This is a genomic window from Pseudoalteromonas thalassia (assembly GCF_049257215.1).
In the GTDB taxonomy this organism is placed as follows: domain Bacteria; phylum Pseudomonadota; class Gammaproteobacteria; order Enterobacterales; family Alteromonadaceae; genus Pseudoalteromonas; species Pseudoalteromonas lipolytica_C.
Window position 1 is genome coordinate 43114 of record NZ_JBMMUE010000003.1, and the last position, 14509, is coordinate 57622.

14 protein-coding genes are annotated in these 14509 nt (G+C 40.2%); 3 read left to right on the plus strand and 11 right to left on the minus strand.

The window, feature by feature from the left end; all coding sequences use genetic code 11:
• Position 1: 1 nt before the first annotated feature.
• The 6 genes from phrB to AAEU31_RS04930 form a co-directional block, all read right to left on the minus strand.
• Positions 2-1393 carry a deoxyribodipyrimidine photo-lyase gene (phrB, locus tag AAEU31_RS04905; RefSeq protein WP_421966628.1) on the minus strand — a complete coding sequence of 464 codons (1392 nt, stop codon included), beginning with the start codon at positions 1391-1393 and terminating at the stop codon, positions 2-4.
• Positions 1393-2346, minus strand: coding sequence for a YbgA family protein (locus tag AAEU31_RS04910; RefSeq protein ID WP_135926376.1), 954 nt, complete (start codon positions 2344-2346; stop codon positions 1393-1395). Before AAEU31_RS04910 ends, phrB begins: the two co-directional genes overlap by 1 nt.
• 10 nt (positions 2347-2356) lie before the next feature.
• Positions 2357-3007 carry a ChrR family anti-sigma-E factor gene (locus AAEU31_RS04915; protein ID WP_135926375.1) on the minus strand — a complete coding sequence of 217 codons (651 nt, stop codon included), beginning with the start codon at positions 3005-3007 and terminating at the stop codon, positions 2357-2359.
• The gene (locus AAEU31_RS04920; protein WP_135926374.1) at positions 3000-3623 is read right to left on the minus strand and encodes a sigma-70 family RNA polymerase sigma factor; all 624 of its coding nucleotides are present in this window, start codon (positions 3621-3623) and stop codon (positions 3000-3002) included. The genes AAEU31_RS04915 and AAEU31_RS04920 overlap by 8 nt, the downstream gene beginning before the upstream one ends.
• A 62-nt stretch (positions 3624-3685) precedes the next feature.
• Complete coding sequence (locus AAEU31_RS04925; RefSeq protein WP_421966629.1) at positions 3686-4264, minus strand: LON peptidase substrate-binding domain-containing protein; 579 nt, start codon at positions 4262-4264, stop codon at positions 3686-3688.
• A 219-nt stretch (positions 4265-4483) separates the two neighbouring features.
• Positions 4484-4762 (minus strand): hypothetical protein, encoded by a 279-nt coding sequence (locus AAEU31_RS04930; RefSeq protein WP_421966630.1) that lies wholly within the window; start codon positions 4760-4762, stop codon positions 4484-4486.
• A 258-nt stretch (positions 4763-5020) separates the two neighbouring features.
• Here AAEU31_RS04930 and trhA point away from each other — a divergent pair, with 258 nt between their 5' ends.
• Positions 5021-5650 carry a PAQR family membrane homeostasis protein TrhA gene (trhA, locus tag AAEU31_RS04935; RefSeq protein ID WP_253039092.1) on the plus strand — a complete coding sequence of 210 codons (630 nt, stop codon included), beginning with the start codon at positions 5021-5023 and terminating at the stop codon, positions 5648-5650.
• Here the strand turns inward: trhA and AAEU31_RS04940 are convergent.
• Both AAEU31_RS04940 and AAEU31_RS04945 read right to left on the minus strand, forming a co-directional pair.
• Positions 5647-5955: an MGMT family protein gene (locus AAEU31_RS04940; protein ID WP_235383426.1), complete on the minus strand. Its 309-nt coding sequence runs from the start codon at positions 5953-5955 to the stop codon at positions 5647-5649. The two genes, trhA and AAEU31_RS04940, sit on opposite strands and share 4 nt — an antisense overlap.
• Positions 5939-6850: a LysR family transcriptional regulator gene (locus tag AAEU31_RS04945; protein ID WP_421966631.1), complete on the minus strand. Its 912-nt coding sequence runs from the start codon at positions 6848-6850 to the stop codon at positions 5939-5941. The genes AAEU31_RS04940 and AAEU31_RS04945 overlap by 17 nt, the downstream gene beginning before the upstream one ends.
• Before the next feature lie 119 nt (positions 6851-6969).
• On the opposite strand from AAEU31_RS04945, the gene AAEU31_RS04950 reads away from it, so the two are divergent.
• Together AAEU31_RS04950 and AAEU31_RS04955 are read left to right on the plus strand one after the other, a co-directional pair.
• The gene (locus tag AAEU31_RS04950; protein WP_421966632.1) at positions 6970-8055 is read left to right on the plus strand and encodes an efflux RND transporter periplasmic adaptor subunit; all 1086 of its coding nucleotides are present in this window, start codon (positions 6970-6972) and stop codon (positions 8053-8055) included.
• Positions 8055-11126: an efflux RND transporter permease subunit gene (locus AAEU31_RS04955; protein ID WP_421966633.1), complete on the plus strand. Its 3072-nt coding sequence runs from the start codon at positions 8055-8057 to the stop codon at positions 11124-11126. The genes AAEU31_RS04950 and AAEU31_RS04955 overlap by 1 nt, the downstream gene beginning before the upstream one ends.
• Before the next feature lie 129 nt (positions 11127-11255).
• Here the strand turns inward: AAEU31_RS04955 and rluF are convergent, their stop codons facing one another.
• From rluF to AAEU31_RS04970, 3 genes are all read right to left on the minus strand, one after another.
• Positions 11256-12200, minus strand: a complete 945-nt coding sequence (gene rluF / locus AAEU31_RS04960) for a 23S rRNA pseudouridine(2604) synthase RluF (RefSeq protein ID WP_421966634.1) — start codon at positions 12198-12200, stop codon at positions 11256-11258.
• A gap of 89 nt (positions 12201-12289) precedes the next feature.
• Entirely contained in the window at positions 12290-13381 is a 1092-nt protein-coding gene (locus tag AAEU31_RS04965) for an ABC transporter substrate-binding protein (RefSeq protein WP_199527761.1), read from the minus strand.
• Positions 13382-13423: 42 nt separating this feature from the next.
• Positions 13424-14506 carry a DUF418 domain-containing protein gene (locus tag AAEU31_RS04970; RefSeq protein ID WP_421966635.1) on the minus strand — a complete coding sequence of 361 codons (1083 nt, stop codon included), beginning with the start codon at positions 14504-14506 and terminating at the stop codon, positions 13424-13426.
• Between the last annotated feature and the right edge of the window lie 3 nt (positions 14507-14509).

Here is a 14509-nt window from a genome sequence, read left to right on the forward strand (position 1 = left end):
GTCACACCTTAAATGCGTTTAGCGCTCGCTCTCGCGCGGCTTTATGATCAACAATTGCTGGCCAATAACTGCTCGACTTACCGTGTTTCGCTAAATAATCATGCGGAAAATGGATTTGCTTTGCAGGTATTTTTTCCAACTCTGGTAGATATTTACGGATAAATTCACCATCTGGATCAAATCGCTCACTTTGGGTGATTGGATTGAAAATTCGAAAATACGGCTGAGCATCACATCCCGTACTTGCAGCCCATTGCCAGCCACCGTTGTTAGAGGCAAGGTCGCCGTCTATAAGGTGCTGCATAAAAAAGCGCTCGCCTTTACGCCAATCAATTAATAAGTGCTTAGTTAAAAAGCTTGCGACCACCATGCGTAAACGATTATGCATCCAACCAGTTTGCAGTAACTGCCTCATTGCAGCATCAACTAGTGGGTAGCCTGTTTTACCTTCGCACCACGCTTTAAAGTCGCTCTCATCATCACGCCATTTCACAGCGTTGTATTTATCATTGAAGTTGGCGTATTTACTTAGGTTTGGATAAATCGCGATAAGGTGACGATAAAACTCACGCCAAATCAATTCGTTAACCCAACAAAACAAGTTACTTTTGCTGCTACGTAGTACATCAGGATGGCGCTGCTGAATAAGTGCCAATAATTGCTGAACGCTAACAATACCCAAGGCTAAATATGGGCTTAAACCTGAGGTGCCTTTAATGCTTGGGATATCACGCTGGTCTTGATAGGTTGCTAGCTTTTCTTCAATAAAGCGTGCGCAAACGTGGCTGAGGGTATCATCATCAACAGGCCATTTTTCTGAGCTGCCGTCTGAGTCTAATAACTCATTTGGCTGCCATTCAATGGCCTCGAACATCTTAGGCGGCTCAGCAAAATAAAAGTGGGTGTCTTGATAAGTTTTAAGCCATGCATTTTTAAATGGCGTAAATACTTTGAACATTTCACCACTTTGATTTTTGATGCTTCCAGGTGGCGCAATTACATCGCCGTCGTATGCATAAAAAGCAATATTTTTACTGTCAGCATGCTGTAAAAACGCTTTATCACGGTTTACTTCGTTAAGCTCATATTCGTTGTTAGCGTATACATTTTTTACCTGATTTTGCTCACAAAATGACGCTAATTTTTCAACGCACCCATCGTAATCAACCGCATCAATGACATGTAATTTAATACCTTTACTGGCTAAAAGCTCACCTAAAAAGCCAAGCCTACGCTTTAGTAAATCAAGCTGTATAGCTGCCACATCATGTTTTTGCCATTGCTTTTCAGTAATAAAAAAAACTGCATTCTCGCAACCATTTTCGATTGACTGATACAGTGCATCGTTATTAAAAAGGCGCAAATCGCGCCTAAACCAAAATAAAGTGTTCATTAAATTCCGTAGCGTAGTTTTAATTCGTTCGGATAGGGGTCTAGATAAACTTGTTTCGCCAAGTATTCATTTGGGTGAACTTTTAAATGATGCTTAATTAATGTCAGTGGAACATAAAGTGGTACGAGACCTTTACGGTATTCGTCGATTGCATCTCTTAGTTCTTGCTTTTCTATTTTAGAAAGTGACTTTTTAAAATAACCCTGTAAATGCATCAAGGTATTTGCATTATTTTTGCGAGAAGCTGGTTTTTTGAGGGCTGTCATTAATCCTAAAATATATTCATCTGCCAAGGCTTGGATATCTTCACCATCAAAGGTGCCCAGTAAATTCCCTAAACTACGGTAAGCTTCGTAATTATGTGCCATCAATAAATACTTATATTGAGCATGAAACTGGGTCAATCTATGAACTGTGAGTGGCTGCTCACATAGTGTTTGCCAATGCTTGTAGGTGTAAACGCGCATAACAAAGTTTTCGCGAAGATGCATATCGTTTAAACGACCGTTTTCTTCACAAGGCAACAATGGATTGTGCGCCATTATTTGCTCTGCAAAAAAGCCGACACCTTCTGAGGTATTACCTGTACCCGCTTCGTTGTAGATTTTAATACGTTCCATACCGCAACTAGGGCTTTTTGCACAAAACACAAAGCCGCTTAACTCTGCGGTTTGCTCTGTTGCCACTCGTTTACCATATTCCGTAAGCTTAGGGCCAACATCGCCAGTACCATCAGGGCGGCACACTTTAATGGTGTCACCAACTCGCACTTGGCGAATCGTTGGTCTAGGGATTGGCAACCCTACCGCTACTTCAGGGCAAAACTTTTTATACTCAACATGGTTAGCCAACTCATCCATGCAAAAATTAGATTTTTTGTGTCCACTGTCAAAGCGAACTTTGTCGCCTGCTAAACAGGCGCTTAAACCAATTTTAATTGTCGATTGCTGCATATAAACTCTACTAATAGATTAGATTACCAATTGGATTTAGTAATTTACTAATACCTTTATTGAAGTGTAGGGCACTACTAACAACTGTAAAGCACAAGCACCCTTCAATTGTTTTTGGCGTGTGATTGTGGCGACCATCTAACATCATAAAGTCACCTGGTACATAGTGTCCGTCTTCATCACTAAACTCACCATCTAATAATAAAGTTAGCTCAAACCCCGTATGTGTGTGCTCAGGTATTTCACCACCCGCATCAATGTGCAATAGACTTGCTCGTAATGGGCCGTCGTCTAAATCAATGCGAGAGCGGGCAAGTTTACCTATTTGCATAAAGTTACTGTGACCAATACGCGTAAGTGCTCTAGGTAATGTGTAGGTTTTATCTTTAACATCAACCGATACCTGTGCTTGCTCGTATACCTCATCGATTGACTCGTCAGCTATGATGGCATCAAAAAGAGTTTTATCGAACATATCATCCATATCATTAGCAGATTCGATAAATATGTCGTCAGCATTTTTTGCCTCAAGCGCGGCTAACTCTTTTTGGCACACAGGACACATTTCAACATGAATAGCGACTGCAACACTCAAAGTGGCAGGTAAATTACCTTCACTGAACTTGGCAAGTAATTCGTTGCTAGGATGGTGCTTAATCATGGTGATCTCCCATTTCATTGCGTAACTTCTGCAAGGCTAAGCGAAGACGTGACTTCACTGTGCCTACGGGGATATTTAAATGTTCAGCAAGTTGCTCTTGCGACATATCTTGAAAGTAAACGCCACGCACGACTTCACGTTGTGCAAGTGGTAATTTATCAAGATATTGTTTAATTTGTTTATCTTCTAAGTGGTCACTAAATTCGTGTTGACCCGGCTGGGCTTCATCAATTAGAGGCCAAATATCTTCACTGATACACTCTTCTTTACTGCTCTTCATTTTTCTGAGCATGTCGAAAGACGCGTTACGCATCACGGTATAAACCCATGTCGTCGCCGCCCCTTTCTCTTTATGGTAAAGATGTGCTTTACGCCAAACTGAGGTTAACGTTTCTTGAACTAATTCCATTGCTTGTGCTTCAGAGCCGAATTGCTTTATCCCAAAACGTTTAATTTTTGGTGAGAAATATTGGAAAAGTATTGCAAACGCACGTTTATCACGGTGCGTAGCAACAGCAAATAATGCATCAGCAAGCTCTTTGCTTGGTGTATCTGGCATGGCAGAGTATTGACCTGTGTTAGGTTTACAACCTGTTTGAAGTTGTTGACTTACCATCTTTATGTCATCCAATTATTGTCGTTTGTAGTAATACGCCAAAAAGTTGATGTTAGATCACATTAATCAGTAAATTCGTTGTTAATTAGAGTATGGAGGAAACTTAGCAAGTTTTCAAAGCTAGATTTATAAGCAAGTTGTTGTTTTTTAACTAACGATATAGGCAGGATCTCTAGCCAACGAGCAGCGACCCAAGCAAGGTTATCAAATTGTGGAGTTTTATATAGACCCGCTAAGTCAGGTTGATTTGCAAACACAGCACGAAGTGTGTCGCTTAGTAAGGTGTTTTCGTCATTAATTGGCGCGCTTACATACCATGAAGGTGACGTAATTATTTCGATGTCAGCATGGCGTAGCTGCTGCTTATCCTGACTAGCGTTGTGAATAGAAACCGCATGTTCAGCATAAACATCAATTAATAGTTGGCCATTATCATCTTGATTGAAATCGGTTATTTGCATTAAACAACCTATCTCGGGCAAGTTAAGATCTGTGTCGTGTTGGTAAGTGCAAAGCACAAAACCTGTATTATCTTGCACAGCTTCTTTGACCATTGTTAGATAACGTTGCTCAAAGATTCTTAGCTTGGTGAACCCTTCAGGTAAAATAAAAACCGGTAAAGGAAAAATCGCACGCTTCATAAAGTCTACTATTCTAAAACCACATGCCTTTAATTACGTGCGCTTTCTATCCGCCGATCAATATTTCATGAAATCTTAATATCTACTTGTACTTTAGAAGTTGAACCATTGCGCAACGTTCCGAAATAATTCGATTGATGCATATGCACTGAGTAAACTCAAAACCGGTGCAACCATAAGTAAAAATAAGCTGATTTCACTACTCATTGTCTTGTTTCCTTACTGCTTGTTTGTTGCTTTAGGAGCTTGAGCAATTTTTAACTCTTCTTCTTTCGAAGCAATTGCATCTTCACTCATGTAAGTATCTAGTAACTTTTGAGCATCAAACTCAATGCTGTTCATTACGCTTTGTTTCAATTCGTTACTTGCTTGTTGAACATAGCTTTTAACAGATTGTGTAATTGTGTTGCTGATATCTAATTCAAAGTCAGTAGCACTTGCTTGAGTTGACGCAAATACAAGTAACGCAGCAGTAGTTAATTTAAGTGAGTTATTCATAGTGGTATTCCTTGTCTCTTTAAGTAATTAGTCGTAATTACTTAATCAAAGGTTGTGCCACCCTGAAAATAAATTTTAAGTTATTGATTTCAAACAATTTAAAAATATATTTATTTTTTAACCCCATTCAGTGTTGGTTAATAAAACCAACCAATTTAAATATTTTGACCAATATTTAGTGAAAAAATAAGCATTGCCAACTTCGGCGTACACTTGTACACTGAAACTGTTTTAATCACTCATTTTTAGTAGATAGATATGACAGAACAACTCCCCTACTCACGCCAAGAAGAACAACTTAACGTGCTCACTCATGGCCTAGGAGTCCTGTTTGCGGTATATGTGCTGTGGGATTTAATATCACAATCTAACGTTATATCAGCTACGGTAAGTGCCATCGTCTATGGAGCAAGCCTACTGGTATTATTTTTAGCTTCAACTTTGTATCACGCAAGCACAAAGGAGCGTATACGGGCCATTTATAAAAAATGTGACCACTGTGCTATTTACTTGCTTATTGCGGGTACTTATACGCCTTATTTGGTTATTTCGTTATCAGGGGCATGGTCAATTGCAGCTTTGGTGTTTATTTGGTCTTTAGCACTTGGCGGCGTTGCGTATAAATTACTAGTCAAAAACACCAATAAAAAGGTCTCACTCGCTACCTATTTATTAATGGGTTGGTTTGCATTAGCGCTTGTTTACCCACTTTATTTAAACCTTGATTTAAGCGCTTTATGGTGGCTGCTAGCAGGTGGGATTGCTTACAGTTTAGGCACTGTGTTTTACAGTGCTAAAACTCGCCATTACAGCCATGCAATTTGGCATGTATTTGTGCTGGTTGGCTGTGTTTGCCACTACTTATCAATTAGTTTGTATGTTTATTAGTGCCACTGATGCAAGCGCATATTAATTTTGGCCTTGTTAAAGGTAACGCCTTCACTGAGTAGTTTTTGTCGTTGCTCAAGATGTTTATTGCTACCCTCTGGAAACGATATTTTGCCTTGGCTATTTACTACTCGATGCCACGGAATACGTGAACCTTCAGGCATCACTTTCAATAACCGCCCTACTAACCTTGCGTTATTAGGATAACCTGCAAGCTTTGCAACTTGCCCATAACTGGCTACTTTTCCCGCTGGAATGGCGCAAATAATGGTATAAATTAAATCTTCTTTAGTTGCCTGCTGCACGACTAGACTCCAAATACTGTTTGCTGACTTCGCTAAAATCTTGCCAAATTGCTCTCGCAACAGGGCCATGATGGACAGAGTGCTGCCTAAAAACACGTATTTCAGCGCCAAACTGGTGTTCACGGTCAGTAATTTTTATTTGCTGCAACAAACCGGCTTCAATCTCAGCTTGGCAATGTTGCAAACTAATCATCGCCCAACCCGCACCAGACAGTAAAAACGACTTTACACTGGTTATATCGTCAATTTTCATTAATGCAGAGCCCAATGTATAAGACAACCTATCACTATCGAAACTCAAGTCACTCTCAAACATAGCCAAGCATGGGTAATTTTGAATATCAGCAAAGCTAATTTTACTAGGTACCACATTAGGTGCGCTGACTATACCGATATCAAATTTACCTATAGGCAAACTTTCAAGATCCCCTGTTGCATGGAACAGGTCAAACCAAGGCCCAATCCCTAAATCCGCTTGATGACTGTTTACTTGTTCAAGGGATACAAAGCGTTTACCTGAAGAAATACTAAACTCAGTACTAGCAAAACGTTGGAAGGTTTCACTTATGACTTGATTGTAACTATGCTGGTGGCAAAGTTGCTCGTAGCAAATTTTATAATTAGCTTCATTTCCTAGCGCCAACTCTTTAGCAAGCGAGCTCAGTTCACTGTTTGCGTTTAGTAACTGACGTGCCTCACGATAAAAAATACGGCCTTTTTCAGTAAGATGTAAGCGATACTGGCTACGGTCTAAAAGCTCAAACCCAAGCTCAGATTCGAGTTTTTTTATCGCCAGTGTTAGTGCAGGTTGGGTTTTATGAAGTTTTATAGCGGCTTGGCTCAAACTAGCACTCTGTACAATTGCATCTAAAATAACGAGTTGATTTAGGTTCATGATATAAAAAACACTATATAAATAAAATTAATGATGTTTCTAAAATTTAATAATTTTTATTTTATATGTTTGCAGCGTATCCTGCAGCTAATTTATGCATCATATCTATGGAGAAGACAATGAAATTGGCATTCGTTGCGATAACTACGAGCCTAATTTTGATGCTTGCGGCATGTTCTGAGCAGGCATCTAATACTGAGGTTGAGCCAGTTGTGCGCCCGGTAAAATTATTCACTATAAGTAATCTTTCAGATGAAACTATACGTAGTTTTCCAGCTGAAGTTGTTGCTAACCAAGGTTCATATCTCGCCTTTAGAGTGAATGGTGAGTTACTTGAGTTCCCAGCGCTTGCCGGTCAGCATGTTGAAAAAGGACAACTGCTTGCCAAACTCGACCCTGAAGACTTTCAACTACAATATGATGAGCGCAAAGCGCGCTTTGAACTCGCAGAATCTCAACTTGAACGTGTACAAAAGCTTTTTGACCGTTCAATCGCCAGTCAATCTGAGTTAGACCAAGCTCTTGCTAACAAGCAAGTAGCAGAATCAGCATTAAAGATAGCCAAAACGAATTTAGATAACAGTGAATTACGTGCGCCGTTTGCAGGCACTGTAGCAAAGGTGTTTGTTAAAAACTTTGAGAACATTCAAGCCAAGCAGAATATTTTACGACTTGAAACCCGTGATTTAATGGATGTTGTTATTCAAGTCCCAGAAAAACTCATTGCACGCATCGATAAAGATGTTGAATATCAACCTGATGTTGTCTTTGATGGCTATCCTAACAAATCTTATAAACTGTCTGTGAAAGAATTTGATACTCAAGCAGATCCCATCACCCTAACCTATAAAGTGGTATTTTCTTTACCGGTTCCTAAAGATTTTAATCTACTTGAAGGTATGACTGGCCGCGTTGATATTGATTTAAGCAAGATCACCAACTCACAATCACCCTATACATTATTACCTGTAGAAGCTGTTTTCTCTGAGCCAACCGAGCCTGAAAGTAACAATAGTTATGTATGGATTTATGACGAAGAAAGTGGCCTTGTCCATAAGCAAGTTGTAGAAGTAGGACAGCTACATCGTGATAGCATTGAAGTATTATCGGGTATCAAAGCAGGACAAAAAATAGTCGCTGCAGGGGTTAACTTTTTAGAAGAAGGCATGAAAGTTCGTCCTTGGCAAAAAGAGCGAGGCTTATAATGAGCTTTGCTGCACTTGCTATCGAAAGGAAAGTGGTAAGTTGGATGTTTGCGCTGTTTTTGCTTATTGGCGGAACAGTGGCTTACTTTGGCTTAGGACAACTTGAAGACCCTGAATTCACCTTAAAAAAAGCCATGGTGATCACCCTGTATCCAGGTGCGTCGCCACAACAGGTTGAAGAAGAAGTTACATTTCCCATAGAGAATGCGATTCAACAACTGCCGTATGTTGATTACGTAACCAGTATTTCATCACCGGGTAAATCGCAAATTACCGTCGAGATGAAAAGCAATTATCGTAAACAAGACTTACGCCAAATATGGGACGAACTGCGTCGTAAAATCAACGACCAAGCAGCCTCAATGCCATCTGGGGTTTATCCGAGCAAAATTATGGATGACTTTGGTGATGTATACGGTGTGATGTACGCGGTAACTGGCGATGGTTACTCTTACGATGAACTGAAAGATTACGTTGATTATTTAAAACGTGAGCTTGTGTTGGTTGATGGCGTTAGTAAAGTAACTGTTGGTGGCGAGCAACAAGCACAGGTTATGGTTGAAATTTCAACCCGTAAACTTGCCCAGTTAGGTATTTCGCCTAATCGTATTTATCAACTTTTACAAACTCAAAACAGTGTGTCGAACGCAGGTAAGGTACGCGTCGGCGATGAGTCAATTCGCTTACACCCAACCGGTGAATTTAAAGACGTTAAAGAGCTTGAAAATCTTCTTATTTCAAAGCCAGGTGAAAATGAACTTATTTATTTAGGTGATGTTGCTAAGGTATTTCGTGAATACGCTGAAGTACCAAACAATATTATTCGCTATAACCAACAGCAAGCATTACTGGTAGGTGTGTCGTTTAGCACAGGCGTAAACGTCGTTGATGTAGGAGCAAATATTGATGCTCATTTAGCGTCACTCGAATACCAGCGACCGCATGGTATGGAAATCAACAGCGTTTATAACCAACCAGCCGAAGTTGAGAAGTCAGTAAGTGGCTTTATTATCAGCCTGCTTGAAGCGGTTGCCATTGTTATTATTGTACTTTTAGTCTTTATGGGCTTTAAAAGTGGCGTATTGATTGGTGTAATACTTCTGCTTACCGTATTAGGCACCTTTATTTTCATGAAGTTGTTCGCCATAGATTTACAACGTATCTCATTAGGCGCCCTGATTATTGCCTTAGGTATGCTGGTTGATAATGCCATTGTAGTAACCGAAGGTATATTGATAAACCTCAAGCGCGGACAAACAAAACTGCAAGCTGCAACTAACATAGTTGATCAAACCAAGTGGCCGTTACTCGGTGCGACGGTTATCGCTATTACGGCATTTGCGCCAATTGGTTTGAGTTCAGATGCCAGTGGTGAATTTGCTGGCAGCTTGTTCTGGGTGTTGTTTATTTCATTATTATTAAGCTGGATCACAGCTATCACCCTGACGCCATTTTTTGCTGATTTAATGTTTAAACAAGCAACTGAAAAACAGCCACATCATGATGAAGACCCTTATCAAGGTGTTATTTTTAATGTCTACAAAGGCGTGTTACATGCGGCAATGCGTTATCGTAAAACCACATTGTTACTAATGGTAATTATGCTAGTGAGTGCTGTGTTTGGTTTTAAATTTATCAAGCAGTCGTTTTTCCCTGCATCTAATACACCAATGTTTTATGTTGATTATTGGCATACACAAGGTGCTGATATTCATACCACAATGGATGGCGTCGCAAAACTTGAAAAATTCTTACAAGCAGACCCTCTTGTAGAAGAAGTAACAACGACAGTCGGCCAAGGTGCGCCTCGCTTTATGCTGACTTACGCACCTGAAAAATCATACCCAGCTTATGGGCAATTGATTATTCGTGTAAAAGACCGTGAAGCCGTCACCACTATGATCAAAAAAGTACGTGATTACCAACACGAGCATGTACTTGATGCTCAGCTTAAAGTTAAACGTATGGAAATTGGCCCATCAACTGATGCAAAAATCGAAGCGCGTTTTTCTGGTGCTGATCCTGTGGTACTTCGCCAGCTAGCAAAAGAGGCAAAAGACATTCTGCATCAAGATGCAGGAGCATTTAACATTCGTGACGATTGGCGAGCACGCTCTAAGTTAATTCGTCCTCAGTTTAACGAGCAAAAAGCCCGTCGCTTAGGGATTGCCAAGTCTGACCTTGATCAGCTGCTGTTAACCAGCTTATCAGGTAAGCAAGTGGGTGTTTATAAAGATGGCACGCAAATGCTGCCCATTATTGCCCGCTCGCCTGCAGAAGAGCGCTTAAACGTTGAAAGCCTGCGTGACTTACAAATATACAGCCCTGTGTTAGGTGTGTTTGTACCCGTTACACAAGTGGTTGATGACTTTGTGGTTGAGTGGGAAGACAGCTTGATCATGCGACGTGATCGTAAGCGTACTATCACAGTGATGGCCGACCACGATGTTATTGGTGATGAAACACCAGCAAAGCTCTTTGCACGTGTTCGCAAAGATATAGAAGCCATTAAACTTCCTAATGGCTATGAACTGCAATGGGGCGGCGAGTTTGAGTCGTCAAGCAAAGCACAAAAAGCCATTTTCGGTTCATTGCCACTTGGTTATTTAGCCATGTTCGCAATCACAGTACTGCTGTTTAACTCTGTTAAGCAACCATTAGTAATATGGGCGACGGTGCCGTTAGCAATCATTGGTGTATCGGCAGGTTTATTACTAATGAATGCAGCATTTAGCTTTATGGCACTGCTTGGCTTACTTAGTTTAAGCGGCATGCTCATCAAAAACGGCATTGTATTAGTTGATCAAATTAACCTTGAACTCTATAGCGGGAAAGACCCTTATAAAGCAGTGTTTGACTCTGGTGTAAGCCGTGTTCGCCCTGTAGCGATGGCCGCAATTACTACTATCTTAGGCATGATCCCACTGCTATTTGACGTGTTCTTCCAGTCAATGGCGGTAACCATTATGTTTGGTCTTGGTTTTGCAACAGTGCTAACACTGATTGTTGTGCCTGTGCTTTATACCATGCTGTTTAAGATCAAAGTACCTAAACAGCGTCACGCTAATTAATACAGATTGACTCTCAACCAAAAGCCCTAACAGCAAACTGTTAGGGCTTTTTCTTTATTAGAATGACTGGTAACTAAAACCGCCACAGCATAAAAAGCTATTCAAACACTACATTTTAAAAGCTCAAGCTTACTTTTTCAGGCTTAATGTACCTGTGCGTTTGGTGCTGCTACGCTTAGTTTGATTTGGTTTTGCTGAGTGCGAATTGCCAGCCTTTGATCTTGATTGACCTTGTTTGGCATCATTGCGTGCTTTTTTCACGTATTTTGAAAAGTCGCGCTTTTTTTCTTCTTCATTGCGTGGTTTTTGCTTGGCACGGGCTTGGGTTGGCTGTTTATTTTCATCAATTGAGCGCTCTTCTGTTTTACCTGAGTCGGCAATTGAGTTATTGATCTCTGCCATTTCTTGCTCGGTTAAATGACGCCACTGCCCTACTTTTAACCCTTTTAGGGTAACGTTCATGATACGTGTGCGTTTAAGAGTCACCACTTCATAGCCTAAATATTCACACATGCGGCGAATTTGGCGGTTTAAGCCTTGTGTTAGCACAATGGTAAATTGCTGTGGGCCAGTTTGTTTTACCTTACACTTTTTAGTAACAGTATCAAGAATAGGAATACCGTTTGCCATCTTGTTAACAAACTGGCGGTTTAGCGGTTTATCAACTGTCACTACGTATTCTTTTTCATGATTATTACCAGCACGAAGGATTTTATTAACGATGTCGCCTTCGTTGGTTAAAAAAATCAAGCCCTCTGAAGGCCTATCTAAGCGTCCGATTGGGAAAATACGCTCTGGGTAGTTAACCGCTTTAACAATGTTACTTTGAATTTTTCGCTCAGTTGTACAAGTAATACCAACAGGTTTGTTATAGGCGATATAAACTCGTTTAGGTTTTGCTTTTAATGGCTGACCATCAATCAGAACGTCATCATCATTGCTGACTTTTACGCCCATTTCAGGCAAGTTGCCGTTAACAGTTACACGACCTTCTTCAATATATTTATCTGCCTCACGGCGTGAACAAAAACCTGTTTCACTGATAAATTTATTTAATCGCTTTAACTCTGTCATGGCATACTTCTGTCTGGATTTTAAAGCCGCTAGTTTATACCAGAAGCCTTTGCCAAGCTAGGTAGAATCTAGGCTCTTTCGCAGCACTTTTAGTGCAGCGCTGCATTTTTAGGCTTTTCACTCAATAAACTATGCAGGGTATCAAAATCGAACGCGTACTCGCTACTTTTAGTGTTTTGCAGTAAAAAGGTTTCAAAGGGGATAACCGACCAATCTTTAATATTTCTAAGCCAGCCATAACTTTTTATGTTGTGCTGTGTAATGACCCCAAGTTGAAACTTAATCGCATTATGGTTTTGCCAATAAGGATTACCATTATTATGATCGACTAAGCTTATTAATGCCCACGCCCCCATCATAAAGTGCCCGCCAACACTGGCCGTGAGTTTTTGCTGTTCAATCAAGTCTAAATTTTCATCAAGCCAATCTATACCACCAATAAAATAGGCTTTCTCTGCTTTTTCTTTTACTGCTTCAAGTGCACCTTGTGCCATTAAATCAGAAGCGCACCAAATTACATTAGTATCTGGATATCGTTGTAATAAACGACTTACTTTATGCACTGCCTCTTGCTTGCTCCAATTAGCATAAACAACTTGCTCAAGCTCGACATCTTGTTTACGTAAGTAATGAACAAGGCCATCACTGCGGGTATCTGATTCGGAGCCATAATGACCATTAATCGCAACAAAATGCGGCGTTTGCTTTGCAGCTATTGCCTCATTAAGCAAAGCTTTGCCAAGTTGCTCTCCCGCTTTAAAGTTATCGTGAAAAACCTCTCCTAACCAGTATTTAAAGCGCTGGCGAGGCTTACCAACTTCATCTCGCTCAACGCCGACAATAGTTTCTTCCAGTGTTATAAAGTTAACTTTGTGCTGCTCAAGTAGAGTCATTGACTGCTCAGCACCACCTGGGTAATTGATCAAAATAGCGTAATCTGGCTTGGGGTTATATTGTAGGTACTGTTTTAATTCAGCTAATTGAATATGACGATTACCACCGCCATAAATGGTCGTGAGATTGACATTATTTTGCTCGGCAGCCACGTGCATAATATCACTCACTTTTTGCCAAAATATGTCGGTTTTAACTGATGGATTAACGAGCAACACAGAAAACTGATCGCCTGCATAAAGTGGTGAACAGCAAAGCAATGTTAAAACTAACCAGCAAGTCCGCATAACCACTCCGTTTTGTTTTCTTTTATTGTAGTATACGAGACATTATCTCGACAATTTTCGCCAGATTAATTCACACGGACCATGTTTAAAGTACTGGCTATAGACTTTACAAAATACCAATTGAAAAACAAGCACACCCGCAATAACCAACCAATAATCTATTCGGTCGAAATTAAGTGCAGCGCTTGAGAATGCAACTTTAAAAAACAGTATAAATATTACTGTTTGCATCAGATATAAAGTCAATGACATGCGTCCAGCCTGCTGTAGCAGTAACCATTTACTGGATTTATTTTTAACTATTTTTACAATGATATGGCAATAGCAAATGGCCATAGCTAAAGCTGCTAGCCAATTTATAGGCTCGACAATCGCGTACATAAATACACTACTGTTAGGGTCTATCATCAACCTTACGAGTGTTAAACCAATAGCCGCTGGAACAATCATGTTAAGCTGAGCTTTCGTTAAGCCGTCAACAAAAACCCCTTGTTTATATAGATAAACGCCCACTAGCATTAGCCCTGCGGCCATCCACATAGTGATCAGCGGCACTGCAATAAGCATCACAGTAAACATTAATACGTTACTGACAAATCCAGCAAAGTAGGAAGAATAAGCCGCATCATAAGCCATCAAAAACTCGTCTGAGCTTCGCGTTAAAGGCGTTAATTCAGGTTCGACAAAGGCAAGTAAAAATGAAATAAAGGCACCGAGAAGTAAAAACAACATGCCCATACGCAGTATTTTTTCGTTATCTTGCTGGCTAAATTTAAGGGTTAACCAACCAGCACAGGCATAAATAAACAAAATATCGCCGGCCCAAAGCAAAAAGCCGTGAGCAAGGCCAATATAAGCAAGCACTTTTAAGCGATTGTGTTGTTTATCTATACTTTGCCAAAGATGCCATTGAATAACCAATGAGGCACCAAATAATAGGCAAAAAAGGCTTCTAAAACGTCCATCAATAAATAACACATTAATGATGTTTATGACGGTATCAGAAAGTGGTGGCGATGAGCTTGGGGTATAATCATACTCAAACATAGCAAAGGTATAGATGTTCATAAACATCAAACCTAGCACCGCAATACCTCGTAAAACATCCATATTTATATTGCGCATAGT

Bases quoted from the DNA above. Each gene is read 5' to 3' on its own strand.
- phrB (WP_421966628.1), bottom strand. From the start codon at position 1,393: ATGAACACTTTATTTTGGTTTAGGCGCGATTTGCGCCTTTTTAATAAC.
- AAEU31_RS04910 (WP_135926376.1), bottom strand. From the start codon at position 2,346: ATGCAGCAATCGACAATTAAAATTGGTTTAAGCGCCTGTTTAGCAGGC.
- AAEU31_RS04915 (WP_135926375.1), bottom strand. From the start codon at position 3,007: ATGATTAAGCACCATCCTAGCAACGAATTACTTGCCAAGTTCAGTGAA.
- AAEU31_RS04920 (WP_135926374.1), bottom strand. From the start codon at position 3,623: ATGGTAAGTCAACAACTTCAAACAGGTTGTAAACCTAACACAGGTCAA.
- AAEU31_RS04925 (WP_421966629.1), bottom strand. From the start codon at position 4,264: ATGAAGCGTGCGATTTTTCCTTTACCGGTTTTTATTTTACCTGAAGGG.
- AAEU31_RS04930 (WP_421966630.1), bottom strand. From the start codon at position 4,762: ATGAATAACTCACTTAAATTAACTACTGCTGCGTTACTTGTATTTGCG.
- trhA (WP_253039092.1), top strand. From the start codon at position 5,021: ATGACAGAACAACTCCCCTACTCACGCCAAGAAGAACAACTTAACGTG.
- AAEU31_RS04945 (WP_421966631.1), bottom strand. From the start codon at position 6,850: ATGAACCTAAATCAACTCGTTATTTTAGATGCAATTGTACAGAGTGCT.
- AAEU31_RS04950 (WP_421966632.1), top strand. From the start codon at position 6,970: ATGAAATTGGCATTCGTTGCGATAACTACGAGCCTAATTTTGATGCTT.
- AAEU31_RS04955 (WP_421966633.1), top strand. From the start codon at position 8,055: ATGAGCTTTGCTGCACTTGCTATCGAAAGGAAAGTGGTAAGTTGGATG.
- rluF (WP_421966634.1), bottom strand. From the start codon at position 12,200: ATGACAGAGTTAAAGCGATTAAATAAATTTATCAGTGAAACAGGTTTT.
- AAEU31_RS04965 (WP_199527761.1), bottom strand. From the start codon at position 13,381: ATGCGGACTTGCTGGTTAGTTTTAACATTGCTTTGCTGTTCACCACTT.
- AAEU31_RS04970 (WP_421966635.1), bottom strand. From the start codon at position 14,506: ATGCGCAATATAAATATGGATGTTTTACGAGGTATTGCGGTGCTAGGT.